Below are 24601 nucleotides of genomic sequence, written 5' to 3' on the forward strand. Positions count from 1 at the left end.
GCCGCGCCGGAACAGCCAGGGGCGTTCCGGCGCGGCGGTTTCACGTCAGGCGTTCAGGAATTCGTCCCAGCGCTGGATCAGGTGGTCGTATTCGTCCGGCCACTGGTGCCAGTAAGCCACGTTGGCCGCACGCTCCTCCAGCGACCCGCCATCGCGCAGATCGCCTTCGTTGATGCCGCGTTCGGGCGCGCCGACCCAGGGCTTGCCCTCGTACCAGAAGGCGTATTTGTCCGGGTCCATCACATTCTTGATGTTGGTGCTCGGCGAATAGTAACCCTGCTCCGTGACCGCGATGGCCGGCGGGCCGGAGAGCCAGAAATTGGCGTAGGCGATCACCGCCTCGCGGTTCTGCGAACCGGCAATGAGCGATGGGCCGATCGTCCAGCCGCGCGTGCCTTCCTTCGGTGTCGCATATTTGGCGGGACGGCCCTGCGCCTTCACCGCCATGACCGCCGGCTGCCAGGCATCGGAGACAACCATTTCGCCCGAGGCCATCAGGTTGACCAGTTCTCCGAAATCGCCCCACAGGGCGCGGAACTGACCCGCCTTCTTCTTTGAAATCAGGAAGGCGGTCGCCTCGTCGATCTCCTCGACCGTCGGGTTGCCCGGATTCTTGGCTTCAAGTTCGCCAAGCGTGTTCATTGCGATGATGGCCTGGCCGATAGCGATCAGCGGATCGACGTTTAGGCCCGAACGGCCGCGCCATTTGTCGTCGAAGAGCGCCGTCCAGCTGTTGGCTTCCTCTTCGCTGACCACGTCCGGATTGTAGCCGATGGAATCGTAGTTATAGACCGCCGGCACCATGTAGAGCTTGGTCTGCTCGTCGTCGGCCCAGATCTGACCGACGATCTGTGCGCGGCGTTCCCACTTGTCGCTCTCCTTGGTGAAGGTATCGCGGATGGAATTCCAGTTCGGGATTTCAGCCGTCGGGATCGGTTCCACATTGTTCGTGGCAATGATGGCCGGCAAACGCTCGGCGATCACTTCCCAGCAATCATAGTCGCCGGCGCCCGAGAGAATGCGCGTTTGACTGTCTGGGAAAGTGGAGGCGGTTCCGGAAACGGACCCAACCCCGCTCTCGGATTTGAACATATCGAGAATGCGGTCCTGCACGGTAACCGACAGGCCTATCGTGCGGAGCTGCTGGTCGGCCAGCGATTGCGCAAAAGCGGCCTGCGAGCGCAGGAACGGTGAAAGGCCGCCCATCGCCAGAGCCGCGGCGCCAGCGCCTCCCTTTAACATTGTGCGTCTGTTCAGCATCGGGTGTCTTTTCATTTTTCAGTTCCCATTTTTGTTTGCCCAGTATTTTCAGTAACGGCCCACGACCAGGCCGCCATCCACCGTCAGCACCTGCCCCGTGAGGTAGCGTGCCGCAGGCGAAGCCAAGAAATGGATGACGTCGGCGATGTCTTCCGGTTCGCCCAACCGGCCCATGGGGATGAAGGCAGACGCCTTTTCGGCGCCTTCAGGCCCAAGTGAGTGCTTTTCGGAGAGAAGCTGCGCGGTACGGATATAGCCCGGCGCAACGCCATTGACGCGGATGCCCTGCGCGGCGAGTTCCACCGCAAGACCGCGCACAAGCCCCACCACGCCGGATTTGGCGGCAGAGTAATGCACATGCTCATCCCAGCCATAGGCGACGCCCATGATGGAGGAGAGGCAGACAATCGCCCCCGCGCCCGCCTCGCGCATGGCGGGCACAGCCGGGCGAATGACGCGCAGCATGCCCTTCAGATCGATATCGAAGGTCTGGTCCCACTTCTCGTCGCTCAATTCGCCAAGCGGCACTCGATGGGCAATGCCGGCATTCGCCACGATCACATCGATATGACCATGCTCCTCGTTGAGACGTGCGACCAGCGCATCGGCAGCTTGCGTCGAGCAGACATCGAGCGGTGCGAACTCTGCCGACCAGCCGTCGCCGACAATCTTTTCGGCAAGCACCCTGCCCTCTTTTTCCAGGACATCCGTCACCACCACATGGTCGCCCGCACGGGCAAAAGCCTCGCAGGTGGCACGACCAATGCCGATGCCGCCTCCAGTGACGAGGACAACGCGTTTTCTGGGTTTCGTTGTGGCCATGGCGTGGTGTTCTCCAGTCTTCAAAGCATCACGTCGCCGGAATTCGGACCCAGCGTCTGACCGACGAACAGCGCGCCGTCCGGCGAGGCGAGAAATGCTACGGCACCAGCGACTTCCGCCGGCTCGCCGAAACGCCCGAGCGGCAGTTCGGCGGCCTTGACCTTTTTCCAGTCGGATGAGAGCGCTTCGACCAGCGGCGTGTTGATGGGGCCGGGCGCGATGGCATTGACGCGTACGCCCCGTGCGCTCACCTCGCGGGCGAGCGACTTCGTCATGGCGATGATCGCGCCCTTGGCGCCCGCATAGTGAACGAGCTCGACCCCGCCGACCTGCCCGAGCTGCGAGGCGACATTGACGACAACGCCCTCCCCGCGCTCGAGCATGGAAGGCAGGACCGCACGCATCATCAGGAAACTGCCACGCACATGAACGGCGAACATGCGCTCGAACTCGGCGAGCGAAATTTCCGTGAACGCTGCCTGATGGCCGTGGCCGGCATTGTTGACGAGCAGATCGACAGGCCCGAAATGAGCCACGACAGCGCCGATCATCTCGCGGACGGCGTCCTCACTCGAGACATCCGCAGCGAAGGGAGCCGCCTCGCCGCCTGCGGCGTTGATCGCATCGGCCGTGCGGGCACTTGCCTCGGCCGACAGGTCGTTGACCGCGACGCGGTAGCCTTCCCGCGCCAGACGTTCGGCGATGGCCGCTCCGATACCCGACCCTGCGCCGGTGATCAGCGCGACCTTTTTCGGGGCGGTGTTCATTCGGCCTCCTCCTGTCCCTTGAAGGACTGGGCAGAGCGAACCGCTCTAAGCATCAGCAGCGCGTAGATGAGCAGGAGCGTGAAGGAGAAGAGTGTCGTGAGAACGCCGAAGGCGAAGATATTCGGATAGATCTCGACCGAGAAGGTTCCATAAATCGTCAGCGGCAGGGTCAGATCGCGGCCGGAGGTGAAGAGCGTGCGCGAGAACTCATCATAGGAAAGCGTGAAGGAGAACAGCATCGCCGATAGAACGCCCGGGAAGATCATCGGGAACGTGACCCGCCGGAAGGTCTGCACTGGCGAAACGCCGAGCGAAAGCGAGGCCTCCTCCACGCTGCGGTCGAAGCGATTGAAGATCGCAAGCATCACCAGGAAGGCAAAGGGGAATGTGTAGACAACATGGAGGACGAAGGCCGTGCCCCACCAACTGCGGTCGATGCCCAGCATGTTGGTGAGCAACGCCATGCCGAGGCCGACAAGCACCCCCGGTACGATCATGCCCAGGATCACGAGGTAGAACACAACGCCGGATGCCTTGAAGCGGGCGCGGAAGCCTTGTGCGGTCATGACGCCGAGCACGGTGGAGACGACCGTCGTCATCAGCGCGAGTGTCAGCGAGCGCAGAAGGCTGTCGCCGATGGGCAGACGCGAGATGCGCCCGGGCGGCGTCATGCCGAGCAGATGCTGGTACCAATAGGTCGACCATTCGATGATCGGGAACTGCGGGCCGCCTCCCGGTCCCTGAAAGGACAGGATCGCCAGGATGATCATCGGCCCGTAGAGGAAGAGGATGAAGACGGCGCAATAGACGCCGAGCACGGGTTTGAGAGCGCGCGCTTCCATGGCTACATCTCCTTCCTGAGGTTGACGACCCGCAAGAGCGCGGTGATGACCACGGCGATGATGACGGTGAGGATGACGCCGGCGACCGACGCGAAGGCCCATTTCAGCGAGCCGACCTGCGACACGATGATGTTGCCTAAGAGATTGACCTTGCGGCCGGACAGCGAGGCGGCGGTGGCGAATTCGCCCAGCACCATGACGGACACGAAGATCGCGCCGACGATCACGCCGGGCAGTGACAGAGGCAGAATGATCTTGAAAAAGATGCGCCCAAAACCGGCGCCCAGATCGCGCGCAGCCTCAATGATGCTCGGCTCGATGCGGCTCAGCATGAAGGTGATCGGCCCCACCATGAAGACGCAGTAAATCTGCGTCATGCCGATGAGCACTGCGAATTCGGAGAAGAGCAGCGAGGTCAGCGGCGTATCTATGATGCCGAGCTTCATGAGGATCATGTTGATAGCGCCCTCGGTACCCAGCATCGGGCGCCAGGCGATGACGCGGATCAGGAACGAGGTCCAGAAGGGAATGACGCAGATGACGAGAAGCGCCGTCTGAAGCGTCTGGTTGCGCACCATTAGGCCGATGAACAGTGCCACCGGATACCCGATCAGAAGAGTCGACAGGAGCACGATCCCCCAGATGCGCACCGTGGTCCAGGTGGATGCCAGATAGGTGGAACTGGTCAGGAAGCGCACCCAGCTGTCGGTTGTGAGCTTGGGTTCGACCGTGAAGGTGGTCTGCGTCCAGAACGATACGTAGACGACCATGATCATGGGCAGAACCATGAACAGGGCCATCCAGAGAACGCCCGGGCTGATAAGCATCAGCGCCGTGCGGCGTTCCTGGCGGCCACGGCGTTCGGCTGGCGACACGCCGTTCTCCTCGCCCATGGCGGAAGCCGCGCCGCGTATCTGCTCGCCGGCAATTTCCATTATGCGGCCCTCTCGATGAATGGGATGACGTCTTGCGGATTGAAGGAGAGCTCATAGAGTTCATCCTTCGTGAAAGCCTGCGGGGTGGGACCGCTCAGGTGAGCGACGACCTGAAGCAGGGTGCCGTCCTCCAACCGGAAGAAGGAAAGAACCGACGCACCCGTGAACTCGCTTGCGATAAAGCGCGCGCGGATTGCCGCCTCTCCGGCGGTTTGAGCGGCAGTTGCAGCGGCCGGATGCACGGAAATGCGATCGAAACGCAGCGCCACTTCGATCGGCGCACCATCGTCTGCGGCCTGGTTGCCCGGCAGCGCAAACCGCGCGCCCGCGCCTTCGAAGCCGCCTTTCACCATGCGACCGGAAAGCACGTTGTAGGCGTTCAGGTGACGCGCCACGTCGGCGCTTTTCGGCAAGGCAAAGAGGGAGGATGCCGGCCCGACCTGGGCAATGGAACCAGCGGAAAGAACGGCCACGACGTCGCCCATGAGAAGCGCCTCGGTCTCGCTGCCGGTAACGTGTAGAAAAGTCACCTTCAGGCGCTCTCGGATCGCACGCAGCTCATCGCACATGCGTTCGCGCAGATTGGCGTCGAGTGCGCCAAGCGGCTCGTCGAGCAGCACGAAGCGGGGTTCGGTGACGAGCGTGCGCGCCAGCGCCACACGCTGGCGCTGGCCGCCCGAAATCGCCGTGACCTTGCGCGCCTCAAGACCTTCAAGCCCCACCAGCCGGATGGCGTCGGCGACCCGCGCCTTCAGTTCCGACGGATCGGTTACAGGGCCCTCCTCGCGGTAACGCAGACCGAAAGCCACGTTGTCGGCCACGCTCAAATGCGGGAACAGTGCGAAGTTCTGGAAAACGAAACCGATGCCGCGCCGGTGCGGCGCAACGCCATCGAGGCGATGGCCGTCATAGATGACCTTTCCACCATCCGGCTCCTCAAAGCCCGCGATCACGCGCAGCAGAGTGGTTTTGCCGCTGCCGCTCGCACCAAGCAGCGAGACATAGGAATCATCGGGGACGTTGACGCTCAGACGGTCGAGAGCGGTGACGTCTCCGTAGCGCTTGGTGATAGAACTCAGCGAAAGCACGCTTCCCTCCAGACTAAGGATGTGTCATCATCAAAAAATGATTATGTATACAAGCACATTTTTTCTCGAGCGCGCAAGCGGGCTCAAGAAATTTCTTTTCGAGCGGCGCTGCCGCGCGACTGCACGTCTTTGTTTTCCGGGATTTTCAGCCCAAGCATGCACGCTGTGCCGCGCTTCATACGGGCATCCTCCAGGCCTTTTCGGCGTTTTCTCTATGTTCCCAACATCAAGACTAGGGAGGAAAAGGGGCACCTGTCTTTGTGCGACAGTGCGCAAATTGTTGTCACCCAGCGCATTGCGGTACAGCGCGCAACCCCGTGAAACTGCGCGTTTTCGCCCCGTCACATCTGGAGATGCGCCACGCGACCGCACAAAAATTGATCTTTGTATGCTCGAATTGTTTGCAGCCTGCTTTTTTACGATTGAAGCGCGGGACAAGACGCGCCACAACCGGGGCAGCCCCCAATGAGCCAGACCGACATGATCCCTGCCCCCGCCAACAGCCGAACACCGCTCTATCTTTCTGCGGCCGAAACCATACGCGCCAACATCAGGTCGGGCGTCCTGGAGCCCGGACTTGTGCTTCTGGAAGGCCCGATTGCGGAGGTTTTGAAAATTTCGCGCAGCTCGGTGAAGCGGGCCCTGGCGCTTCTGGAAGAGGAAGGCGCAGTCAGCCGCTTCGATGGCCGGGGCTATCTGGTCGGAACCTGCGATACGGATGCCGCACCGATACGCAAGGACATCAAGACACTCGATCTTTGGGTAGAAGAAGCTCACGACGAATCCCTCAACAGGCCAAACTGGAAGCGCATTTACGATCAGGTGGAGAGCGATGTTTCCTCCTGTCTGGTCTTCGGACAGTACCGGATCGTCGAAAACGACCTGGCGGCATATTTCGATGTCAGCCGCACAGTGATCCGCGACGTTCTAGGGCGCTTGCAAGAGCGCGGTCTCGTCACCAAAAGCTCGACTTCGCGATGGCTTGTCGGGCCGCTGACGGCGCAATCCATCAAGGACAAGTTCGAGCTTCGCATCATTCTGGAAGTCGCGGCGCTGCGCTCGGCAGCCCAGTTTATCGACAAGATCGCGCTCGAGAACCTGTGCCGGCAGATGGAGGAAACCGAGCGTGCAGGTGGTCTCATCAAAGCCGACAAGTGGTTCAGGCTCGTCAATGCCTTTATCGATCTGGCCATTCTTTCCACTCCCAATCGCGATCTGCGTCGGCTGATCGCCAACAATCGCAAGACACTGCAGGCCTCGCAGAAAGCGCTCTTCAGTCTCGGACTTGCGGGCGATGCCCTGTCGATCCGCGAAATCCGGATGATCGGCGAACTGCTCATCGTCGGAGCGACGCAGAGCGCGGCCGAGCTTCTCGAGAATCACCTCTCCAAGTCGCGCGACCGCACGATCGCGCAATTGAAGATCGTCGCCGTCCTGCCCCAGCCGGGACATCTTGCGCCCTATCTCATCGCTGTCTGAGGCGCGGCTCGCGACCCGCGCCAAATCCCGCCGGGCACTGCGGAGCCTGAAGCTCCTTCAGGAAGCCGATGCGCTTGCAGCCCACCGGCCCTGACTGCCTATTGCAAGGCCTTCCTCAAACGGTCGAGCATTGCGGCACATGCGTGCCGGGCCTCAAGCGCCTGTTCCATCGTTACCCGGCGAAAACGGGCTGGTGTGTTGGGCTGCAGCTGCCCTATAAGGTCCATATCCGCCGAAATCACCGTGCCGATCATGAAATACCCCCCGCCGGACACCGCATCCCGGTGCAGGATGATCGGCTCCGTACCGCCAGGCACCTGCACCGAACCATAGGGATAGCAGCTATCGACAATGTTCGACGGGTCGGAGCCGGCCCCGAAGGGCTGTTCGCGCTCATTGAATTCGAGCGGCGTGCCGCCACGGAAACGATAGCCCATGCGGTCGGCCTCGGGCGCCACCTTCCATTCCTCTTCGAAGAAGCGGTCAAGCGAAGCCTTCGTGACGCGGTGGTCGTAAAGGCCGGGGAGGATGCGAAGCTCGACCGGAACCGGATTTGCCCGGCGCAGGTCATCGGGAACGCTGCGGCCGGAGGTTGCACGGACTGTAGGGCGGCCGACCGGCAGTTCATCGTCTCTGGCAATGGCGCGTCCCTTGAAACCGCCCAATGCGCCGATGGGATAGGTCGACCGGCTGCCCAGCGCCACCGGCACGTCGATACCGCCTGCAACGGCGATATAGATGCGGGCGCCGGCGGTCAGGAAGTCGAAGCTCAGAACCTGCCCGGCCTTCACGGGCAGGGCTGTCCAGCCCGGCTGAATCTCACCGTCGATCCTGACGGGCATGTCGGCGCCGGTAACGGCAATCACCGTATCCTCTTCGAAGGCCAGTTGTGGCCCGACAAACACGGCCTCCAGCCCGGCAGCACTTTCTTCATTGCCGACGAGAAGATTGGCTGCCCGCATGGCATAGCGATCCATCGCCCCCGACACGGGAATGCCCAGATGGAAATAGCCGGGACGGCCGAGATCCTGCACGCTGGTCAGCAGCCCCGAATTGAGAACCTTAATCGCCATTGATCATGCCCTCCAGCCGCGCGTTGTATCCCTTGATGTCCGCGTTGAAGGCCCGCAGGTCGAACTCCACTTCACGGATTTTCGGCTTGAAGGCATTCTTCGCGACAGCTTCGACGGTGCGGTCATATTCGACCCTGTCGATGGGTTTGAACTTCACGATATCGCCCGGCCGGAAGAAGACCATGAAGTCTTCCAGATAATTGGTCTTCTGATCGGGATCGAAGATCGGCATCGGCGTGATGCCGAACATCTGGTACCCGCCGGCACCACGCACCGAATAGATGCAGGAAAAACAGCCGCCGTAACCGACGGTGTGCTTTGGCGTATCTGTGCGAGGACGCAGATATTTGGGCACCTGGATTTGGCGTTCGCGCTCGACCATCTGATACATGAACGGCAACCCGGCCACGAAGCCGACCATGGACACGAACCATGGCGAGCCCGAATGAGCGGCGATGAACGCCTCCACACTGGAATAGCCATTGATGCGCGCCGCATATTCGAGGTCCGTTCCCTGCGGATCCTGGTGGCGCTCGCGGAACCGCATCAGCGTCTCATGGGTCCAGGGGTCCTGGTAGAAGACGGGTACCTCGATGAGACGCGTCTGCAGCACGGGATCTGTATTGCCCGCCTCGGCCTCGATGGAGCGGACTTCTTCCAGAAGCGCTTCCGGGCTGATCACATCGGGATCGAATTTCACCTGAAAAGAGGCATTGGCCGGGCAGATTTCGGTCACCCCTTCGATAGCGCGCCCGGCGATGATGCGTGTCATCGAGAGGCTCTTAAAGAAGGCATCGAGCGACATTTCCTCCTCGACCTCGACGAACAGATGCTCGTCACCGCCGAATGTGTAGCGCGGCTTCATCAGGCGTTCTCCGTTTGGCTGGCGGCGGGACTCAAGGAGGTGCTCAGGGAGGCGCTCAAGGGGGTATCGGCAAGCCACCCTTCCAGATATTTCGTGTGGATGGCACCGGCGGCCACATCCGGATTCGCGGCTATCGCCAGATGCAGGGGAACCGTCGTCCTGATGCCGCCGATGGTGAGCGCCTTCAACGCCGCCTCCATGCGAGCGATTGCATCCTTGCGGTCGGCACCGTGCACGATCATCTTGCCCAGCAGGGAATCGTAGAATGGCGGCACCCAGTAGCCGTCATAGAGCATGGTGTCGAAACGAATGCCTTCGCCTTCCGGCTCCACGAGGGCGGTGACCTGCCCCGGCGAGGGCATGAAATTCTGCGTCGGATCCTCCGCGTTGATACGGCATTCGATGGCGTGGCCCGAAATGCGCACCGCCTCCTGCGGGATCGACAGTTTTTCACCGCCGGCAATACGGATCATCTCGGCAACGAGATCGATTCCCGTGATCATCTCCGTCACGGGATGCTCGACCTGGATGCGGGTGTTGACCTCGATGAAATAGAAAGCGCCAGAATCCGCGTCATAGAGATATTCCACCGTGCCGGCGCCGCGATAGCTGACGGAACGGGCGAGCGCGACGGCGCTCGCCGTGAGCGCTTCACGCACGGCAGGCGACAAGCCGAAAGCCGGCGCCTCCTCCCACACCTTCTGGCGGCGGCGCTGGAGCGAACATTCCCGCTCGAAGCAGTGGATGACGTTCTCACCGTCGCCCAATATCTGCACCTCGATGTGGCGGGCATTCTCAATCACCTTCTCGATGTAGAGACCGCCATCGCCGAAGGCTGCCTGCGCCTCGGACGCGGCCTGGGGGAACTGTTTTTCGAACTCGTCGAAATCGCGCACGATGCGGATACCCCGCCCGCCGCCGCCCGCCGCAGCCTTGATCATGACCGGAAAGCCGATCTCTCCGACCAGGGCGCGCGCCTCTTCAATGCCGGCGATACGCCCTTCGCTACCGGGAACGGTCGGCACGCCCGCCTCGCGCGCCACCCTGCGCGCGGCCACCTTGTCACCCAGGAGACGGATTGCCGAGACGTCGGGGCCAACGAAAATCATGCCTGCTGAAACGACGGCGTCGGCGAAATCCGGATTCTCTGCCAGGAACCCGTAGCCAGGATGGACCGCATCGACGCCGGCTTCACGCGCCGCCTTCATGACGGCTCCGATATCCAGATAGGATTTGGCGGCTGGTGGCGGCCCGATCAGGACCGCCTCATCGGCCATGCGCACGGCCAGAGAGTCCGCATCAGCCGCGCTGTGTGCCTGTACCGTGCGAATGCCGAGCAAGCGGGCCGCACGGATGATGCGCACCGCAATCTCGCCCCGGTTGGCAATGAGGAGGGAGCCTATCGCCATGCCCTTAGACCTCGATCTCGGCAATGACCTGACCGGCCATCACCGCATCGGCATCCTCGAGCAGAAAGCGGACGGACTTTCCACCTTCCATCGCGGAAACCTCATGGAAGCTTTTCATAACCTCGATCAGGCCGACGACATCGCCGGCTGCGACATCGTCGCCATCGACCTTGAAAGGCGGGCTATCCGGAGAGGGCTTGCGGTAGAAGACCCCGGGCATCGGCGCCCTGATTTCGACCTTGCTCATCGGCATTCCCCTTTCTTTTTCCCGGCGCTATCGGCCGAGCAATTTCGACACCGGGACGACCCTGACACCGTTTTCCTTCAACCGGCGGCGCATCGCCTCGACAATTTCCTTCGAACCCAGCGTATCGGAATGGAAGCAGATGGATTCGAACTCGACATCAACTTCCTTGCCGGAAACGGTCGTCACCGTGCCGTCCAGACAGGCCTTGACCACCTTTTCTGCAACGGCTTCGGGATCGAGCCTGCCAACACGGCGGGTGAAAACGATAGCACCGTCATCGCCATAGTCGCGATCGGCATAGAATTCGCGGATCACCGGCTGTCCGGCGGCCTTCGCGATTTCGTAGGTCGCCGAAACGCTCATGCAGAATATGGCGGTCTCTGGCTGGACAGCACGCATGTAACGTACGAAAGCGTCGGAGAATTCCGCATTGCCGGCGAGTTCCATGTAAAGCGCACCGTGCGGCTTCACATGCTGCAGATGCGCGCCATGACGCTTGGCGAATTCGCGGATCGCACCGACCTGATAGACGATATCGTTGACCAGTTCGGCGGTGCTGCCATCAATGCGGCGGCGGCCAAACCCCTGCAAATCGCGATAGCCGGGATGCGCACCGACACCGACACCATGCTCGGCAGCCATGCGCACAGTGCGGTCCATGAGGCTTGGGTCGCCGGCATGAAAGCCTGTCGCGATATTTGCGGAACTGATGAGCTTGATCAGGGCTTCGTCATCGGTCTCGCGCAGTTGCCACGCACCGAAGCCTTCGCCCATATCGCAATTGATGTCGATTGCCTCAACGGCCATGCGACGCTCCCCGTTTTCGCCCGCGACCTTTTCGGTTCTCTGCGGACTGATGTTCCACTCGCAGGCAGCCTAGGAAAACAATCGAGAGATTGGAATTTCTATTTTCAGATGCTGTAATATCAAAAAAACAGAAGACCTGGATGCGAAGGGACCGGCATGCCCATAAGCCTACGGCAAATCCGCTACTTTGTGGCAACCGCCGAACTCGGCCAGATATCGCAGGCTGCGGTGGAGCTTTCCATTTCGCAATCGGCCGTCACCACGGCGGTCCGCGAGCTGGAGCGCACGGTGAATCTGCAACTTTTCGAGCGTTCGAGCAGTGGCATGGAGCTTACGCCGGCCGGACGGGAATTCCTCTTCCATGCCTATGAAATCCTGCAGAAAGTGCATGAGGCAACGCATCTGACGGTTCCTTCGGGCAATGTGGAGGGAAGGCTCGTGGTCGCCGCGACCTATACGGTGATCGGATATTTTCTGCCCGACCATCTGCAGCGACTGCAACGCGCTTTTCCCGGCCTCGACATTCAGCTGCATGAAGTAAACCGGGAAGCGATCGAGGAAGGTTTGCTCGACGAGCGATACGACATCGCGGTGGTTTTGACCTCGAATGTGCGCGATCCGCAGATCGCCAGCGAGACCATGATGAGTTCAACACGGCGGCTGTGGGTCCCCTCACGCCACCCCTTTCTCAAGAAGGCCAGGGTCGGCCTCGCCGATGTGGCCAGCGAGCCCTACATCATGCTCACCGTAGACGAGGCGGCCAACACCTCGCTGAGCTACTGGAGCACATCCCACTACAGTCCGAACGTCAAGCTACGCACCTCTTCCGTCGAGGCGGTGCGTTCCATGGTTGCAAGCGGACAGGGTGTCGCCATCCTGTCCGACATGGTCTACCGTCCCTGGTCGCTGGAAGGACAGAGACTGGAAACCATCGTCCTTCAGGAGCCGATTCCAGCCATGAATGTAGGGTTGGCATGGGCCCGCCATGCCCGCTTCAACAAAGCCATGGAGGCATTCCGCGCCTACTTTCGGCAGGCCTTCCACATTCCGCAAATGCGCACAGACACCTCACCTGCCGCGCACCCGCATCCGGCAAAGACGGATGGAGCGGGATAGTCTCGCCTGCAGCCAAAATGTTGAGGTGGCGTTGAGGTAAAAACAAAAACCCCGGCATTGATGCGCGGGGCTTTGTGTAATCGGCTGATTTTTTTAGTATTTTTGGTTGCGGGGGCGTGCAACCAACGATACTTGCGATTGGTCGAACGCCAGATCCCCAAACTCGCCGCTTAGTGTAACTTATTGGCGCCGTTTGGGAAACCCGGCTTTCGAACTATTCATGCCTCGCATTTAGCAGCAGAGACCGGTCAGTCCCCGAACGGAGCGACAGCCGTACTGGTAACTAACTGAACAGCGCTTCCAGCGCTGCTCTATGCTCCGCATGCTTGGCCAGGTTATCCCTCTTCAGCTTCTCCAGATTGATCAACTTCCAACGCACCGCAGGAAGGTCGGCCGCCCGCGGCCGCTCGATAGCGTCGAAGTCTGGCGTGCCGTCATGCAGGCTCAGGAGAAACGTCCTGGCTTTTCCATCGAGACGAGACCGGATGTCCGCGACCAGCCGGTCGCGGGTTTCGAGAAGATCGTCGAGGCTGACCCGCATCTTCGTCATGCCCTCGAACTCTTTCGTATAGGGCTGGTCGAGGTCAATGAAGTTCGGGCTCAGCAGTTCATGCGCCGGACGGGACGAGCAGGCGATGTAGATCAGGAAGGTCCGGAACAGATCCTCTGTCAGACCTTCCTTCTCATAGAGCAGCCTGATGTCATAGAGGTCACGCGGATGCTGACGGTCCACAGCCGCGTGCAACTTGCCGCCGAACAGGTCTTCGAAGGAAACGACCTGCATCTCCGCATAACCGAATTCATCCTCCACCGCATCTGACACAGGACGCATCTCAGGATCGTGCACGACGCCGCGCATGACAGGCGAGGTCTCGATCTTGATCTCGGCGCCGCCCAGACGAGCGAGAACGCGGGTTGCACCCCCTCCTCCACCCTGGATGCGCTGCGTCTTCGCGCCGATGATGCCGCCTTCGATGGCTGCTGCGATGCGATCCATCGCCTCGTTGATCTCAGCGAGGCTTTCGCCGCGATCCCTGATCGGCAGATAGGTCAGATCAATGTCGACCGACAGACGAGGCAGATCACGGTAGAACAGGTTGATTGCCGTGCCACCTTTGAGCGCGAACACCTTTTCCTTGGCAACATGCGGGAGCAGGCGCACGAGCAGCGCGACCTGGGCTTCATAATCCTCACGCGCCATCGCCAGCCCCGGTCGCTACAAACTCCTCCGGCACCACGATACGGTAGCGCGGGTGTATCCTACCACCCGCGACCAGAGCGCGGTCGCCACGGCCGAGGTTGAATTCCCCGGGATCAAGACGTTTGCGCCAGGGATGATTGTGGCGATCGGCAAAAACGAAGAACAGCCGCTTCACCTTGATCTTCCTGCAACCGTGCAGCAGCGCCGACAGCATCTTCGGCCGCAGCGTCGTCAGGCTTTCGAACACCATGTCGAGGTTGTGAAAGCTCTCGTGGTCGGGCAACTCATCCATGGCCTCCAGAATCGCCCGTTCGGGAGACGACATTCTGAGCTGCCAGTCCCCGGGAAGGGTTTGCCCTGCATCCGTGCCGTCATCGGGAAGACCAAGCTGCGGATCTTCAAAGAGAGACCTGTTGCGTGTCTCGATCGGCGCGTTCAGCGGCAGTCTGGAGAGCCAGTTCGGTATGGCTTCACCATAGACCCAGACCGGGGCGTTGCCGCCCAGACGCAAATAGTGGCCGTGACCCTGCTGGGTGAGCGCCGTCATGCCGCCGACATGGACATCGTAGCGCATGATGTGCTGGACCGAGAGCAGGCAGATCCTCCAGTCGATCGTATCCGACGCAGAAGCGCCCGGAGACGGGCGACGGAATACGCCGCGGGTCAGACGCTCGAGCCAGCCGCGCTTGACGTAGTCACGAAAGGTCTCGTAGGCGATGCCATGCGCCGTAAGCCACGCCGCGTCGACCAGATACCCGGAGGGCACTGCATCAAGGACCTTCTTCAGGTTTTGCGCTCGTTCGGCCATCATGACGCTTATAATGGCATATTTTCAAAGGGCGCTCCATGTGTTTCTTTAAGAAATGCTCAGATCTAGCGCTTCAAGCACTCCAACCAGGGATTTTTCAAGGAAAGCACTGAGCGTACGACAGCCCCTGCAGGCTGGAACATGTCGAGCAGGGTCGAAAAGATCGACATATCTCACCGCAACGTCGACCGCATGACCAAAGCCGAAGATACGCTGTGCGCGGCGATGCAGTGACAGTCGTCGCCCATGCTGCCGTTCCGTGTTTGTGAACTCGCGACATCACAGCTTCCAGAATGCAGACCTTCAGCCTATTGTAACAGCAACCACTGCGTAAGATGGAAGGGTAGCAATGCTCGCCGATCTGAGGGAAGAAATTGGGGAACGGCCATGAAGACAGCCCCCTGTTAGTGCACAAACCAGGACAGTAAAGCATGTTCATTATTGTAACCAAGTATATTGTAGAGCACGGAAGGCACTGATGAGCTCAGACACAAATCATCGCGAGAGCATTCGCATTGCGCACCTTACCATGCTCCAAAGCGTCATTTTGCGCATGGGGTCAAATTCGTTCGCACTGAAGGCACTATCTGCAACATTCGGAAGCGCGGCGGTGGCTATTATGGCATCATCTGACAAACCTTCGCCCTACTATGCGTTCGCCGCGACTGTACCAATACTTATCTTCTGGCTAATGGACGCTCAGTATCTCCGATATGAGCGCGCATATCGGAGGCTATATGAGCACGTACGAAAAGGGGAAGAGATTGACGATTATAGCCTTGAGGCGAAACCATTTATGGCCGATACCGCCCCAGTTTTAAAGCTGGCCATCTCTTGGTCGGTTAGCTGGTTCTATTCTGCGATAATTATCTCACTCGGGATCGTTGCTGCTCTAATTTTTAAGGGTAACTAGATGGCCGGTTTGTTCAGCGCAATGGGCGCGCAAGTTGCAAAGCGCCGTGTTTTTTTCTCCTTCCACTATCAGAACGACATCTGGCGGGTGAACCAAGTTCGCCAGTCATGGCGATACAACCACGAGAACACGCGCGAAACAGAAGGGTTTTTCGACGGAAGTATTTGGGAGAGCTCGAAGCGGACTGGGCCGGATTCCTTGAAGGCACTGATCCGAGAGGGAGTAAAAAACACATCCGTGACCTGCGTTCTTGTAGGGTCTCAGACCTATCAACGTCGCTGGGTGCGTTACGAAATTGCCCGGTCCGTTGTGAAAGGAAACGGTCTTCTTGCTGTCAAAGTTCACCGCATGGGCGATAGTCAAGGTAAGGTGTCTTCGGAAGGCCCAAATCCTCTGGACTATATGGGGGTCTATCGCGCGGCCGATCGAATCTTGCTGGCAGAACACGACGGCAGCATGTGGGTCCGGTATGGCGACTACACACAAGCTTTGGAACTTCCCACCACCTGGCGGAGGCCACACGACACCAATGTGATTCAACTTTCAACTTATGCCGGCTGCTACTGCTACAAATCGCAGAACGGATCAGAAAATTTTTCGTCTTGGGTGCGACAGTCCGCTTCAGACGTCGGGAGATAGCTTTGATCAACCAGTCATCAATCCGAGCATACGCCGACAGGGCCGGAATTCGCAAGTCGGACCAAGTTGTAAACGAGGCGCTTCGAGCTGGAAAGCAGACTGCGTTCCTCTCTCACAGTCACAAAGATGCGGAGCTCGCCAAGGGTCTGCAAGGGTATCTCCAGGCGCAAGGCTGGATAGTCTACATCGATTGGGAGGATACGTCGATGCCCCCCAAACCAAATCGCGAAACGGCGCAGAAAATCAAAGATCGGATCAAGCTCTTGGGTTGGTTCATCTTCCTTGCGACCGCAAACTCCACCTCCAGTCGCTGGTGCCCTTGGGAGATCGGCTACGCAGATGGCGTGAAGCAAATTGACAAGATTGTGGTGGTGCCCACGCGCGACAGCGCAGGTAACAATCATGGCAATGAGTATATTGACTTGTACAGGCACGTTAGTACCGCCGAAGGAGGTGGCGTCGGGCTGTTCCGCCCAACGGACAAGCGAGGCGTACTCCTCGAAAGTGTAGCGCTCTAACTGAGAGAGGCGACGACACATCTACAGGTAAGCTTAAACAGCCGAAGAGCGAAAATGAAATCGACAATTACTCTATTGGCGTACCAGCGTCAGGCTCAGATTACCGACCAGCGCCGCCTCAGCGACCCTGGAATTACGTTTCCGCTTTTAGGATTATTCGGCGAGACGGGCAGTCTACTGAGCGAGGTCAAGAAAAAGCAAAGAGATTCAGTTGCATATCTTGGTTATGAGGCGTCAGTCCTTGAGGAGCTTGGCGACGTGCTCTGGTATCTTGCCGCTGTTTCGGCTCGGGCCAACCTGGGGCTGGACGAACTGGCCGTGAACATCGACCGAAGTCTAAGTGACTGGCAATCGACCGGGTCATCAGATCTGGGGTTTGACATGCTCGAAACTCAGACTTCCGGCATTGCAGCTTCCCCCTCTCCAGCCTTCGAGCGCAGGCTCCTCGCCTTAGCAGGTGAGGTTGGTCTCCTGATGACCGATCACTATGCCGGACGTTTGGAGCGAAACCGATCTGCTCTAAAGGGTAGATTGATTGCCATTCTACGTGCATTGCGTGACGCCGCCCACGAAGCGGGGATAACACTTGAGGCGGCAGCAAGAGCTAACCTGGAGAAGATATTCGACAGGTGGCCAACCGAGCGGCACTATCCGGCGCTCTTCGACGCAACGTTTCCAGTGAACGAACAGTTGCCGCGGAAACTTATTGTCGACATTGCAGAAGTTGAGGTTGCTGGACGAACCATGGCGCGATTGACTCGAGATGGTAGTCCGATGGGCGACCCTTTAACTGACAATCGCGAGGGTGACGATGACTATCGATTCCATGACGTTTTTCACTTGGCGTATGCAGCGCACCTAGGATGGTCACCGACGCTACGTCGACTTCTCCGCGTCAAAAGAAAGAGCGATGCGAGAACCGACGAAGTCCAAGACGGCGCTCGCGCGGTTTTGATTGAGGAGGGGATCGCGACTTGGATATTCAATCATGCTCAGCAACTTGCGCTGTTTGATGGCATCGATGCACTCGACTACGGGCTACTGAAATCAGTGCGCAGTTTTGTCGCGGGATATGAAGCTGAACGATGCCCCTTATGGTTGTGGGAGGAGGCGATCTTGGCAGGTTATAGGATATTCCGGCAGGTTCAAAGGCATCGTGGTGGCCGTGTTGGCATTAATCTGGCGGAACGAAGCATCTGGTTCGAAGCACCATGAATGTGCGCGCAAAAGCATTCACTGAAGCGCTTAGCAGCGTTCAACTTGAGAATGTGTTCAACCCTTACGCAGACTTCTGTGAACTGCACGACCGACCAGATTCTGCGGCCCGCCGCCGCCAAAACCTCGAACTAAGTCTCTCGAGGGCGCTAGAGCTTAACGTCCGCACGATGTGGATCGCTCGCGATCTTGGATATCGCGGCGGGCGGCGTACTGGCTTGGCACTAACCGACGAGATGCATCTAGGCTCCTACAGTGCCCTGTTCCGAGGTCTGCCGGTAGAGAAGGCCACGAAAGGTCCAGCGATGGGTGAACGTACGGCGAGTACGGTCTGGCGTTTGCTAGCGCGGATCAACGAGCCGGTGTTCCTTTGGAACGTATTTCCGCTGCACCCTCATGAGCCAAACGAACCTATGTCGAATCGGTGCCATACAGCCCGGGAACGCAATACCTGCGGCGAGTTCTTTCACGCTATGATTAACCTTCTGCAGCCGGAAAAGATCATCGCAATCGGTGGTGACGCGCACCGTGCAGTTACGAACTTAGGTGTCAACAGCATTCAGGCCCGCCACCCAAGCTATGGCGGACAGAATGTCTTTATTCGGCAGATCGAAGCAGCCTACGGATTGGCGTCAGAAGAGGCGCCAAGTTTATTTTCGCAGCGAGTCTCATGAATAGATTATCACCGCACCATCGATCGCGATCACGCCAAATCCCGACACCGGGATTACACGCATCCTAATCTTTAGGAGGCCGAGGCTTGGCGCGCGCGCAAAAGGGACTAAGCTGGAATAGGAAAGGCATTCTTGATGAGCGGTGCACCCGCATACAGGCTTGTACTTGAAGGTGAGACGTCGCGATTCGATGCCGTCCTGCGACGAGCCATCGTGGACGCGTTAGAGCCGTTCGGCTTGAAGCTTGGTGACGAAGTCGCCTTGCATTTTGCATCGAAGTCACTCGCGGCCATTGCTCCAGGCGACGCGAAAGTTGTCCTTTTTTTCGGAAGCCCCACCGTGCGGGAGACCGTCAAGCCATTAATTGCCCCAACTGACTTGCTGATACCGGTTGTCTCCGATCTATCCGCTTGCAGTTCAGAGTTGCCGCCAGAGGTATCCGCGTTCAACGCACTTCAATACGCAGGCGGCTCGGAGCCGCAAGCGGCTGCGCTCGCCTCAGCCGTTCTGGAGACCTTGGGCCTAATGCCCACCAAGCGGCGCATCTTTCTGAGCTATCGTCGCGCTGAAGCACGTGAGGTGGCCTTGCAGCTCCATGACGCGCTACGTGCTCGCCAGTTTAGCGTTTTCCTTGACACACACGAGATCCGATATGGAGGCCGCTTCCAGGATGCCCTTTGGCACCAGCTCAGCGACTGCGACGTACTACTGATGCTCGACACGAAAGGCTACTTTGTAAGTCGCTGGACAGAGGAGGAATTCGGGCGGGCTGGGAACATGCGCCTTGGTATCCTTCGTGTAGGCTTCCCCGGCGTGAGCCCAGCACCCGCGACAACGCTCACGACGACGGTCGCGCTCTCCGAGGTCGACCTCGGATCAAACGGACGTCTAAGTGACGATGCCATCGATCGCATCGGAGATGCGCTGGAACGGTTTCGTGCCCGAAGCGTGGCGGCGCGGCTCGACAACATGCTCGGAACACTCCGACTCGCCGTCGAAAAGCGCGGTGGAACGATCACTAACCCTGGGCCTCTCAAACGAGTCTCGATAAACCTCCCGCGTCCGACGCTCGGCGGCATTGCCGAACTGACCGTCTATCCCGCGGTCGGCGTTCCCACCTCGGACGCTGTGGAGCGCATCGCCAAGGACGCGGATTCCGAGTGCGCTCTCCTCTACGATGGCCAGAGCCTACTTCAAAGCTGGATCGATCATCTTGAATGGTTCGCGGGGGGCATCGAACGGTTCCGTTGGATTCGCGCCGACAATCCGGAACCGATGCTCAAGGAACTCGAACCATGAGCGATCGCGGTGCAATTTTTTTGTCGGCGAGCGTGCCTCAGCCAAACCGGCGCGGGTTCGAGAACTTCGATCCAGTACTCGTGTGCTCGGCCATTCACGCTTTCGTGGAGGTCGTGCTCGGTCGACGGCTTCTTGTCTGGGGCGGACAGCCGGCAATCACGCCGATCATCTGGGAAGCTGCGCGGCGGCTCGACGTTCCATATGAGCGCAGCGTCCTGCTGTATCAAAGCGCGTTCTTTAAGGATCGCTATCCGGAGGCGAATCTACGGTTTGACAACTGGGTAGAAGTAGCTGCTGTGGAAGGGGACATGCATGCGAGCCTCAGACGAATGCGAGCACGCATGTTTAGCGACCATCCCTACGAAGCAGCAGTCTTCATTGGCGGGATGGAAGGTGTGGTCGAGGAATTCGAAGCTTTTCGGGAAGTTGTGCCGAAGGCTCGGTTAATTCCACTGCCCGCTCCAGGAGGAGTATCGCGCGAGCTCTTTGAGCGTGTGGAGAGCTTGCCGAGCGAGATGCGCACACGGACCGACTTCACTTATTGGCTCTATCGGCTCCTCGAGATCGACCCGTCTGAGCCACGCGTAATGGCGGGCATTTGAATTGGCGGCATTGACAGTGGCCCGAAACGGGTTTTGGCCGGTACCCTGCGAAGGTACGGATAGGCTGCAATTTCTACACCCATACGAACTAACGACAGCCAGCTCCACTTCTACGGCATGAATGGCTCAACCACTTCATCAATGATCTTATTGGATCCGCTTGAAAACCTCGCGGAACTCAGCCGGAACTGGAATGGGTCATTGACTATTATGCTGCCCGCACGGTGGGCTTCTTTCTGGAACCAAGATAACAAGGGCTCCGCGGCTTGCATCGAAAACCTGCGATGGTTCCTCCCATTGCTGTAGCCGATCGAAGATAAAACATTGCTAGGAATTAATGGTGCCGAAGCACCAAAATAGTTGAACTGGTCAGAAATCAAAACGCGATTTGCCTGGGTATCGGTCTTGATATTGGATGCATCCGGGGACCCATCCGGGTGACTATGGTGCGAGTCCTCCTGCTGCCACCCCGCATTGTCATTATCTCGATGATAAATATTGTCACCGAGCATCATCACACGACTACCGTTCCGAAGTGGTTTCTTCACCTCGAAACGAGAATCCAACCAATATTCATCAAAAGTCATTATTTCCGTGACGCGCATACCAAAAATGCAGCGGCCAGGCTCCGCTAGTGCACTGCCCGCCACTCCAATCACCCAGTCTCCGGTCTGCGCTACTGCTCGAATTCTGGGTTTGCAGCACGCAAGGGTACAAAACCCGTGAAAAGGGTTCGGAGCGAATCCGAAGTCACGTGCAACGACGTAAACAAACACACTCTCAGCAAGCTTCTTTTTCATTAGCACCGTGACGTCGACATCGCGTGAACTGATTGACGCAGATCGCCTGAGGGGTCCTCGAAACGAGTATTCTTCCCCTCGATTGCACCTACGATACTTCTAGTACTCCATTTAACAATGGCTTGACCGTAATCATCGAGTGCTTTCGGCACGTTTGCTTCAGTTCCACCGTGAAGATATACACCAACGATGCGTTTTCCGAGCTTGTGAGCCTGCTCGATCTCCCAATTCACCCAAGGTCGAGTGTGAGTCTTTGGACCAATCAAAACAACCACTGTCGAGGCCCAACGCATCTTCATGCGTAGGAGCCGCTTGATCGTATTGTCACTCACGCGACCTTCTTTCACACGTCGCTCGTTGGCCGGCTTCATGCGTACCGAAGAGTTGCGCACATGATAGTCACCACGACCGAGCATGCGCTGGAAGCTGTCCACATGGCTGTCATCGCCGTGGTGGTGGCTAATAAAGACATTCTTCTGCGTCGACACCTTAGCCTCCGTCAATTGGATCGCTGCGTGAAGTTTGATGAAGAAGGCCGATCATTTCAAGACAGAATGTTCTACATTTGTTTTCTCCTCCTGTGGTGTCGGCAGTCGGCCACCGCACTGCCAACTCTCCGCATCCGCCAAACATCACGGACACCTGCCAAAGCACTCGCTGTGGGCCGCTTGAACGTTGCTCTTAAGAGATTGCCGCAGCTGTCGTATGGCGCTGCTGGCCGGCAGATCCTCATATCCGCCGGAGCAGCAGCCCCCGACTCAGAATCTGCTCTACGCTGCCTCCCAGACCTGGTTGAGAATCCTTGCGGCGATCTCTGCCTTGTCCTGCGGCAGGAACCGACCGTAATGCTGGGCGACCATCTCTGCCGTGTCCTGGATGGCGTAACTGGCCTGCTCGTAGGAGCCTGTCTGCTTGAGGATATGCGTCGCCAGCACATCACGGACATTGTGGGGGCCGTGAGGGAGAAGGCCTTTGATCGCCCCCTTCCCGGTCCAGGGGTTGTAGATTCCGTAGCGCTGGATCGCCGTGCGCCAGGCCTCGTAGAAGGTGTTCTGACAATAAGCTGCGTTGGTGCTGGTCATCTTCGCGGTCTTGACGAAGAAGGTGCCAGGATCAGCCGCCGGCCCAATCAGGCACGCCCGATGCCTCTCGATCCACGACTCGATTATCTCGTAGAGCCTGCCGAGATCCGGCAGGATCAGCCGGAATGGCTTCGCCCCGAAGAACGAGGAGTTGGCGTTCTTGAACGCCACCGAGGGGATCAGGATTTCCCAGCCTTGATCGCGCGTGCTCCAGCGCAGCTCGCCGCGCTTCATATCCTCGAGCCGACGCTCCGCGGTCGGAAGGCCGCCCCGTTTGCAAAGCAGGAGTTCACGCAGGTTTTTTTGACGCAGACCTGTATGCAGGCCAATGCGTAGCAATAGGAACGCCCGAACCGCTTCGGCGGCCGAGCGCGGGTGATGCCGCTCATTCGGCATGCGGCGCAGGATCTCCTCGGTGATCTTGCGATATTCACCAACCGGGCTGGAGGCTTCTAGCACCGGCAAGATCGGCTCGAACGGATCACGATGGATGCGCGCCACGCGGTCGATCTCCTTGATACGGCGCCGGGCTTGCTTGTACATCCGGTCACACGCTCCGTCCCAGTCGGCGCGGACCGTAGCAATATCCTGTTCTGAGATCAGGCCGTCGATCACCCGCAGGTTGCCAGCCAAGCGTGGCGTCTGGCGCAACCATCCTGTCTCCTCACGGCAGAACGCTGCGGCAATCGACAGCAGATCGATCTCCCATTTGGTATAGAAGCCGCGACGCCGCTCGCGCCATTGGAGATACCAGTCCCAGACCTGCGGAAAAATCATCATGGCGAATGTCAGTAGCCTGGGATGGGCACCAAAGCCCTGAACCTCGCTTTTCTGTGGAGCGGCGAAGGCGCCGAACCAGAGTCCGAAGTGCTCGACTTTCTGGGACGCCGTTTCCTCACCCCAGACCCCGTTTCGCTGCAAACCGAAGGCCGCAAAGGTCGAGGTCTTGAAGCGGAGGATTTCCGCCATCTCGTCGTTCAGCCGCTTCGGAGCGTTGATGATGCCGGATTCGCCTTCGACCGTGGCAATCGAAGACTTGCGGCGCGGCCCCGAGGCGCAGGCGAAGCGGACAGCATACCGCTGGCGCATCATTGCTGCCTGATATCGTCGATAGTCAGTCGAGCCGCTGACGATGACATTCCGGACCCAGTCGAGGATCTGCGTCTGTTCGCTTCTGGGCCTCCGGTTGAAGTCATCCGGCAAGTGCCAGGCGAGCCGGCGCCGCTCGGCAGGGGCTATTTCGTCCAGGTTGAAGTCCCCCGGAGCCCGTTCAGCTCCTCCCATCTTCGCCGCGAAATATCCCTCCGGCAGCCGGTAGCGCCGTTCGACCCATTGAAGGATTTCCAAGCTGATCGCGGCCCGTGGCGCCTTCGCCCCCCTACCCCATGTCATCAAGGTGCTGCGATGCACGCCATCTTCGGGCCGCACCACAGCATTGTAGAGATGATAGATGGTTTCGCCATGACGGGCGGCATGCAAACGCAAGGCGACGCCAAAACTGTCGGGCTCGTCCCTTGTGCTTTCCAGCGGCTCCGGGAACTCGACGATGGGCTTCGGCCGTCGTCCGGGTCGTTTACCCTTTCGCACGGAGGACGATGGCGACGGGGAAGCCGGCACCTTTCTGTGTGCCCCCGCAGTTCCCGTTGCCGGCGCTCGTTTCGCCGCTGATTTCGGCTCAGAGCGCAGCCGATACTCGGCAACCGCCCTGGCGACAGCATCGAAGATGGGCTGAAGACTGGAGCGGACATGCGCCAGACGCGAGGCATCCATCCCCAGCCGCTCCGCCAGTATTTTGAGATCCAGACCACTGCCTCGGTAGGGCGGATATTCGTTTCGCTCGAGCAGGTCCGCGAGGCATTCTTGCAATGTGCGCACTTCGCCCGGAGTGAGCAGCGGGGCAAGCCTCAAGTCGCAATAGTCTGCAATCCTGCGCGGCGTGAGAGCTGAACGTGTTGATTTCATTATGTGTCTTCCAATAGTCGCGGGACGGCGGGACTATCGGAAGAGAGCAAAGTGCAAAAGGACCTACAGGGTCCGCATGACCGATCACGGCCAAGGAAAGCCGATTTGAACCTGCACATTCAGCGGCGTAGCTTGTCGTAGCAGATCGTAGGTTGTAGGGGTTTGGCGTGCATTGGAA

At 59.1% G+C, this 24601-nt stretch carries 24 protein-coding genes; 8 read left to right on the forward strand and 16 right to left on the reverse strand.

Translation table 11 applies throughout. The features are described from left to right. Positions 1-45: 45 nt before the first annotated feature. From KUG85_RS18270 to KUG85_RS18295, 6 genes are read right to left on the reverse strand one after another with little or no spacing between them, the layout of a single operon-like run. The gene (locus KUG85_RS18270; RefSeq protein WP_374730098.1) at positions 46-1260 is read right to left on the reverse strand and encodes an ABC transporter substrate-binding protein; all 1215 of its coding nucleotides are present in this window, start codon (positions 1258-1260) and stop codon (positions 46-48) included. 48 nt (positions 1261-1308) lie between these two features. Continuing rightward, entirely contained in the window at positions 1309-2082 is a 774-nt protein-coding gene (locus KUG85_RS18275) for an SDR family NAD(P)-dependent oxidoreductase (protein WP_223006338.1), read from the reverse strand. A gap of 20 nt (positions 2083-2102) precedes the next feature. After that, positions 2103-2849 (reverse strand): SDR family NAD(P)-dependent oxidoreductase, encoded by a 747-nt coding sequence (locus KUG85_RS18280; RefSeq protein WP_223006339.1) that lies wholly within the window; start codon positions 2847-2849, stop codon positions 2103-2105. Beyond that, entirely contained in the window at positions 2846-3691 is an 846-nt protein-coding gene (locus KUG85_RS18285; protein ID WP_065815956.1) for an ABC transporter permease, read from the reverse strand. Before KUG85_RS18285 ends, KUG85_RS18280 begins: the two co-directional genes overlap by 4 nt. Positions 3692-3693: 2 nt before the next feature. Next, positions 3694-4626 carry an ABC transporter permease gene (locus tag KUG85_RS18290; RefSeq protein WP_223006340.1) on the reverse strand — a complete coding sequence of 311 codons (933 nt, stop codon included), beginning with the start codon at positions 4624-4626 and terminating at the stop codon, positions 3694-3696. Further along, entirely contained in the window at positions 4626-5714 is a 1089-nt protein-coding gene (locus KUG85_RS18295; RefSeq protein ID WP_223006341.1) for an ABC transporter ATP-binding protein, read from the reverse strand. The genes KUG85_RS18290 and KUG85_RS18295 overlap by 1 nt, the downstream gene beginning before the upstream one ends. A 465-nt stretch (positions 5715-6179) precedes the next feature. Here KUG85_RS18295 and KUG85_RS18300 point away from each other — a divergent pair, with 465 nt between their 5' ends. Beyond that, positions 6180-7193 carry a GntR family transcriptional regulator gene (locus tag KUG85_RS18300; RefSeq protein WP_255606476.1) on the forward strand — a complete coding sequence of 338 codons (1014 nt, stop codon included), beginning with the start codon at positions 6180-6182 and terminating at the stop codon, positions 7191-7193. Positions 7194-7291: 98 nt separating this feature from the next. On the opposite strand, the gene KUG85_RS18305 is transcribed toward KUG85_RS18300, so the two are convergent. The 5 genes from KUG85_RS18305 to KUG85_RS18325 are packed head-to-tail and all read right to left on the reverse strand — an operon-like array spanning position 7292 to position 11594. After that, complete coding sequence (locus tag KUG85_RS18305; protein WP_065815959.1) at positions 7292-8266, reverse strand: 5-oxoprolinase subunit C family protein; 975 nt, start codon at positions 8264-8266, stop codon at positions 7292-7294. Next, a complete protein-coding gene (locus tag KUG85_RS18310; protein ID WP_223006342.1) occupies positions 8256-9131 on the reverse strand; it encodes a 5-oxoprolinase subunit B family protein in 876 nt (291 codons plus the stop codon). Before KUG85_RS18310 ends, KUG85_RS18305 begins: the two co-directional genes overlap by 11 nt. Next, positions 9131-10540: an acetyl-CoA carboxylase biotin carboxylase subunit gene (locus tag KUG85_RS18315; RefSeq protein ID WP_223006343.1), complete on the reverse strand. Its 1410-nt coding sequence runs from the start codon at positions 10538-10540 to the stop codon at positions 9131-9133. The genes KUG85_RS18310 and KUG85_RS18315 overlap by 1 nt, the downstream gene beginning before the upstream one ends. 4 nt (positions 10541-10544) lie before the next feature. Then, positions 10545-10787, reverse strand: coding sequence for an acetyl-CoA carboxylase (locus tag KUG85_RS18320; protein ID WP_065816020.1), 243 nt, complete (start codon positions 10785-10787; stop codon positions 10545-10547). A gap of 27 nt (positions 10788-10814) precedes the next feature. Next, positions 10815-11594, reverse strand: coding sequence for a 5-oxoprolinase subunit PxpA (locus KUG85_RS18325; protein ID WP_065815962.1), 780 nt, complete (start codon positions 11592-11594; stop codon positions 10815-10817). A gap of 156 nt (positions 11595-11750) precedes the next feature. Here KUG85_RS18325 and KUG85_RS18330 point away from each other — a divergent pair, with 156 nt between their 5' ends. Beyond that, a complete protein-coding gene (locus tag KUG85_RS18330) occupies positions 11751-12710 on the forward strand; it encodes a LysR family transcriptional regulator (protein WP_065815963.1) in 960 nt (319 codons plus the stop codon). 283 nt (positions 12711-12993) lie between these two features. Here the strand turns inward: KUG85_RS18330 and KUG85_RS18335 are convergent, their stop codons facing one another. Both KUG85_RS18335 and KUG85_RS18340 read right to left on the reverse strand, forming a co-directional pair. Then, positions 12994-13911 carry a nucleotidyl transferase AbiEii/AbiGii toxin family protein gene (locus tag KUG85_RS18335; RefSeq protein WP_223006344.1) on the reverse strand — a complete coding sequence of 306 codons (918 nt, stop codon included), beginning with the start codon at positions 13909-13911 and terminating at the stop codon, positions 12994-12996. After that, positions 13901-14722: a type IV toxin-antitoxin system AbiEi family antitoxin domain-containing protein gene (locus KUG85_RS18340; protein ID WP_223006345.1), complete on the reverse strand. Its 822-nt coding sequence runs from the start codon at positions 14720-14722 to the stop codon at positions 13901-13903. Before KUG85_RS18340 ends, KUG85_RS18335 begins: the two co-directional genes overlap by 11 nt. 910 nt (positions 14723-15632) lie before the next feature. Here KUG85_RS18340 and KUG85_RS18345 point away from each other — a divergent pair. The 6 genes from KUG85_RS18345 to KUG85_RS18370 all read left to right on the forward strand — a co-directional run bounded on the left by KUG85_RS18345 (position 15633) and on the right by KUG85_RS18370 (position 20579). After that, positions 15633-16271, forward strand: coding sequence for a TIR domain-containing protein (locus KUG85_RS18345; protein ID WP_223006346.1), 639 nt, complete (start codon positions 15633-15635; stop codon positions 16269-16271). Positions 16272-16273: 2 nt separating this feature from the next. Beyond that, complete coding sequence (locus tag KUG85_RS18350; RefSeq protein WP_223006347.1) at positions 16274-16789, forward strand: toll/interleukin-1 receptor domain-containing protein; 516 nt, start codon at positions 16274-16276, stop codon at positions 16787-16789. Positions 16790-16843: 54 nt separating this feature from the next. Then, positions 16844-18004: a nucleoside triphosphate pyrophosphohydrolase family protein gene (locus tag KUG85_RS18355; protein WP_223006348.1), complete on the forward strand. Its 1161-nt coding sequence runs from the start codon at positions 16844-16846 to the stop codon at positions 18002-18004. After that, positions 18001-18678, forward strand: a complete 678-nt coding sequence (locus KUG85_RS18360) for a uracil-DNA glycosylase (protein ID WP_255606477.1) — start codon at positions 18001-18003, stop codon at positions 18676-18678. The genes KUG85_RS18355 and KUG85_RS18360 overlap by 4 nt, the downstream gene beginning before the upstream one ends. 135 nt (positions 18679-18813) lie before the next feature. Then, on the forward strand, positions 18814-19977 hold the full coding sequence (locus KUG85_RS18365; RefSeq protein WP_223006349.1) for a toll/interleukin-1 receptor domain-containing protein: 1164 nt from the start codon (positions 18814-18816) through the stop codon (positions 19975-19977). Beyond that, the gene (locus KUG85_RS18370) at positions 19974-20579 is read left to right on the forward strand and encodes an SLOG domain-containing protein (protein ID WP_223006350.1); all 606 of its coding nucleotides are present in this window, start codon (positions 19974-19976) and stop codon (positions 20577-20579) included. The genes KUG85_RS18365 and KUG85_RS18370 overlap by 4 nt, the downstream gene beginning before the upstream one ends. Positions 20580-20689: 110 nt before the next feature. On the opposite strand, the gene KUG85_RS18375 is transcribed toward KUG85_RS18370, so the two are convergent. The 3 genes from KUG85_RS18375 to KUG85_RS18385 all read right to left on the reverse strand — a co-directional run bounded on the left by KUG85_RS18375 (position 20690) and on the right by KUG85_RS18385 (position 24423). Then, entirely contained in the window at positions 20690-21379 is a 690-nt protein-coding gene (locus KUG85_RS18375) for an Nmad2 family putative nucleotide modification protein (protein ID WP_223006351.1), read from the reverse strand. After that, positions 21379-21867 (reverse strand): TIR domain-containing protein, encoded by a 489-nt coding sequence (locus KUG85_RS18380; protein WP_223006352.1) that lies wholly within the window; start codon positions 21865-21867, stop codon positions 21379-21381. Before KUG85_RS18380 ends, KUG85_RS18375 begins: the two co-directional genes overlap by 1 nt. 282 nt (positions 21868-22149) lie before the next feature. Beyond that, positions 22150-24423: a hypothetical protein gene (locus KUG85_RS18385; protein ID WP_223006353.1), complete on the reverse strand. Its 2274-nt coding sequence runs from the start codon at positions 24421-24423 to the stop codon at positions 22150-22152. Positions 24424-24601: the final 178 nt, after the last annotated feature.

Origin of the sequence: Nitratireductor rhodophyticola (genome assembly GCF_019891355.1) — a bacterium.
GTDB classification, from domain to species: domain Bacteria; phylum Pseudomonadota; class Alphaproteobacteria; order Rhizobiales; family Rhizobiaceae; genus Nitratireductor; species Nitratireductor rhodophyticola.

Excerpts from the sequence above, each read along its gene's own strand:
- KUG85_RS18290 (WP_223006340.1), bottom strand. The coding sequence starts at position 4,626 with ATGGAAATTGCCGGCGAGCAGATACGCGGCGCGGCTTCCGCCATGGGC.
- KUG85_RS18285 (WP_065815956.1), bottom strand. The coding sequence starts at position 3,691 with ATGGAAGCGCGCGCTCTCAAACCCGTGCTCGGCGTCTATTGCGCCGTC.
- KUG85_RS18320 (WP_065816020.1), bottom strand. The coding sequence starts at position 10,787 with ATGAGCAAGGTCGAAATCAGGGCGCCGATGCCCGGGGTCTTCTACCGC.
- KUG85_RS18280 (WP_223006339.1), bottom strand. The coding sequence starts at position 2,849 with ATGAACACCGCCCCGAAAAAGGTCGCGCTGATCACCGGCGCAGGGTCG.
- KUG85_RS18275 (WP_223006338.1), bottom strand. The coding sequence starts at position 2,082 with ATGGCCACAACGAAACCCAGAAAACGCGTTGTCCTCGTCACTGGAGGC.
- KUG85_RS18385 (WP_223006353.1), bottom strand. The coding sequence starts at position 24,423 with ATGAAATCAACACGTTCAGCTCTCACGCCGCGCAGGATTGCAGACTAT.
- KUG85_RS18300 (WP_255606476.1), top strand. The coding sequence starts at position 6,180 with ATGAGCCAGACCGACATGATCCCTGCCCCCGCCAACAGCCGAACACCG.
- KUG85_RS18365 (WP_223006349.1), top strand. The coding sequence starts at position 18,814 with ATGAGCGGTGCACCCGCATACAGGCTTGTACTTGAAGGTGAGACGTCG.
- KUG85_RS18345 (WP_223006346.1), top strand. The coding sequence starts at position 15,633 with ATGGCCGGTTTGTTCAGCGCAATGGGCGCGCAAGTTGCAAAGCGCCGT.
- KUG85_RS18355 (WP_223006348.1), top strand. The coding sequence starts at position 16,844 with ATGAAATCGACAATTACTCTATTGGCGTACCAGCGTCAGGCTCAGATT.
- KUG85_RS18335 (WP_223006344.1), bottom strand. The coding sequence starts at position 13,911 with ATGGCGCGTGAGGATTATGAAGCCCAGGTCGCGCTGCTCGTGCGCCTG.
- KUG85_RS18370 (WP_223006350.1), top strand. The coding sequence starts at position 19,974 with ATGAGCGATCGCGGTGCAATTTTTTTGTCGGCGAGCGTGCCTCAGCCA.
- KUG85_RS18305 (WP_065815959.1), bottom strand. The coding sequence starts at position 8,266 with ATGGCGATTAAGGTTCTCAATTCGGGGCTGCTGACCAGCGTGCAGGAT.
- KUG85_RS18325 (WP_065815962.1), bottom strand. The coding sequence starts at position 11,594 with ATGGCCGTTGAGGCAATCGACATCAATTGCGATATGGGCGAAGGCTTC.
- KUG85_RS18360 (WP_255606477.1), top strand. The coding sequence starts at position 18,001 with ATGAATGTGCGCGCAAAAGCATTCACTGAAGCGCTTAGCAGCGTTCAA.
- KUG85_RS18270 (WP_374730098.1), bottom strand. The coding sequence starts at position 1,260 with ATGCTGAACAGACGCACAATGTTAAAGGGAGGCGCTGGCGCCGCGGCT.
- KUG85_RS18375 (WP_223006351.1), bottom strand. The coding sequence starts at position 21,379 with ATGAAAAAGAAGCTTGCTGAGAGTGTGTTTGTTTACGTCGTTGCACGT.
- KUG85_RS18340 (WP_223006345.1), bottom strand. The coding sequence starts at position 14,722 with ATGATGGCCGAACGAGCGCAAAACCTGAAGAAGGTCCTTGATGCAGTG.
- KUG85_RS18330 (WP_065815963.1), top strand. The coding sequence starts at position 11,751 with ATGCCCATAAGCCTACGGCAAATCCGCTACTTTGTGGCAACCGCCGAA.
- KUG85_RS18310 (WP_223006342.1), bottom strand. The coding sequence starts at position 9,131 with ATGAAGCCGCGCTACACATTCGGCGGTGACGAGCATCTGTTCGTCGAG.
- KUG85_RS18315 (WP_223006343.1), bottom strand. The coding sequence starts at position 10,540 with ATGGCGATAGGCTCCCTCCTCATTGCCAACCGGGGCGAGATTGCGGTG.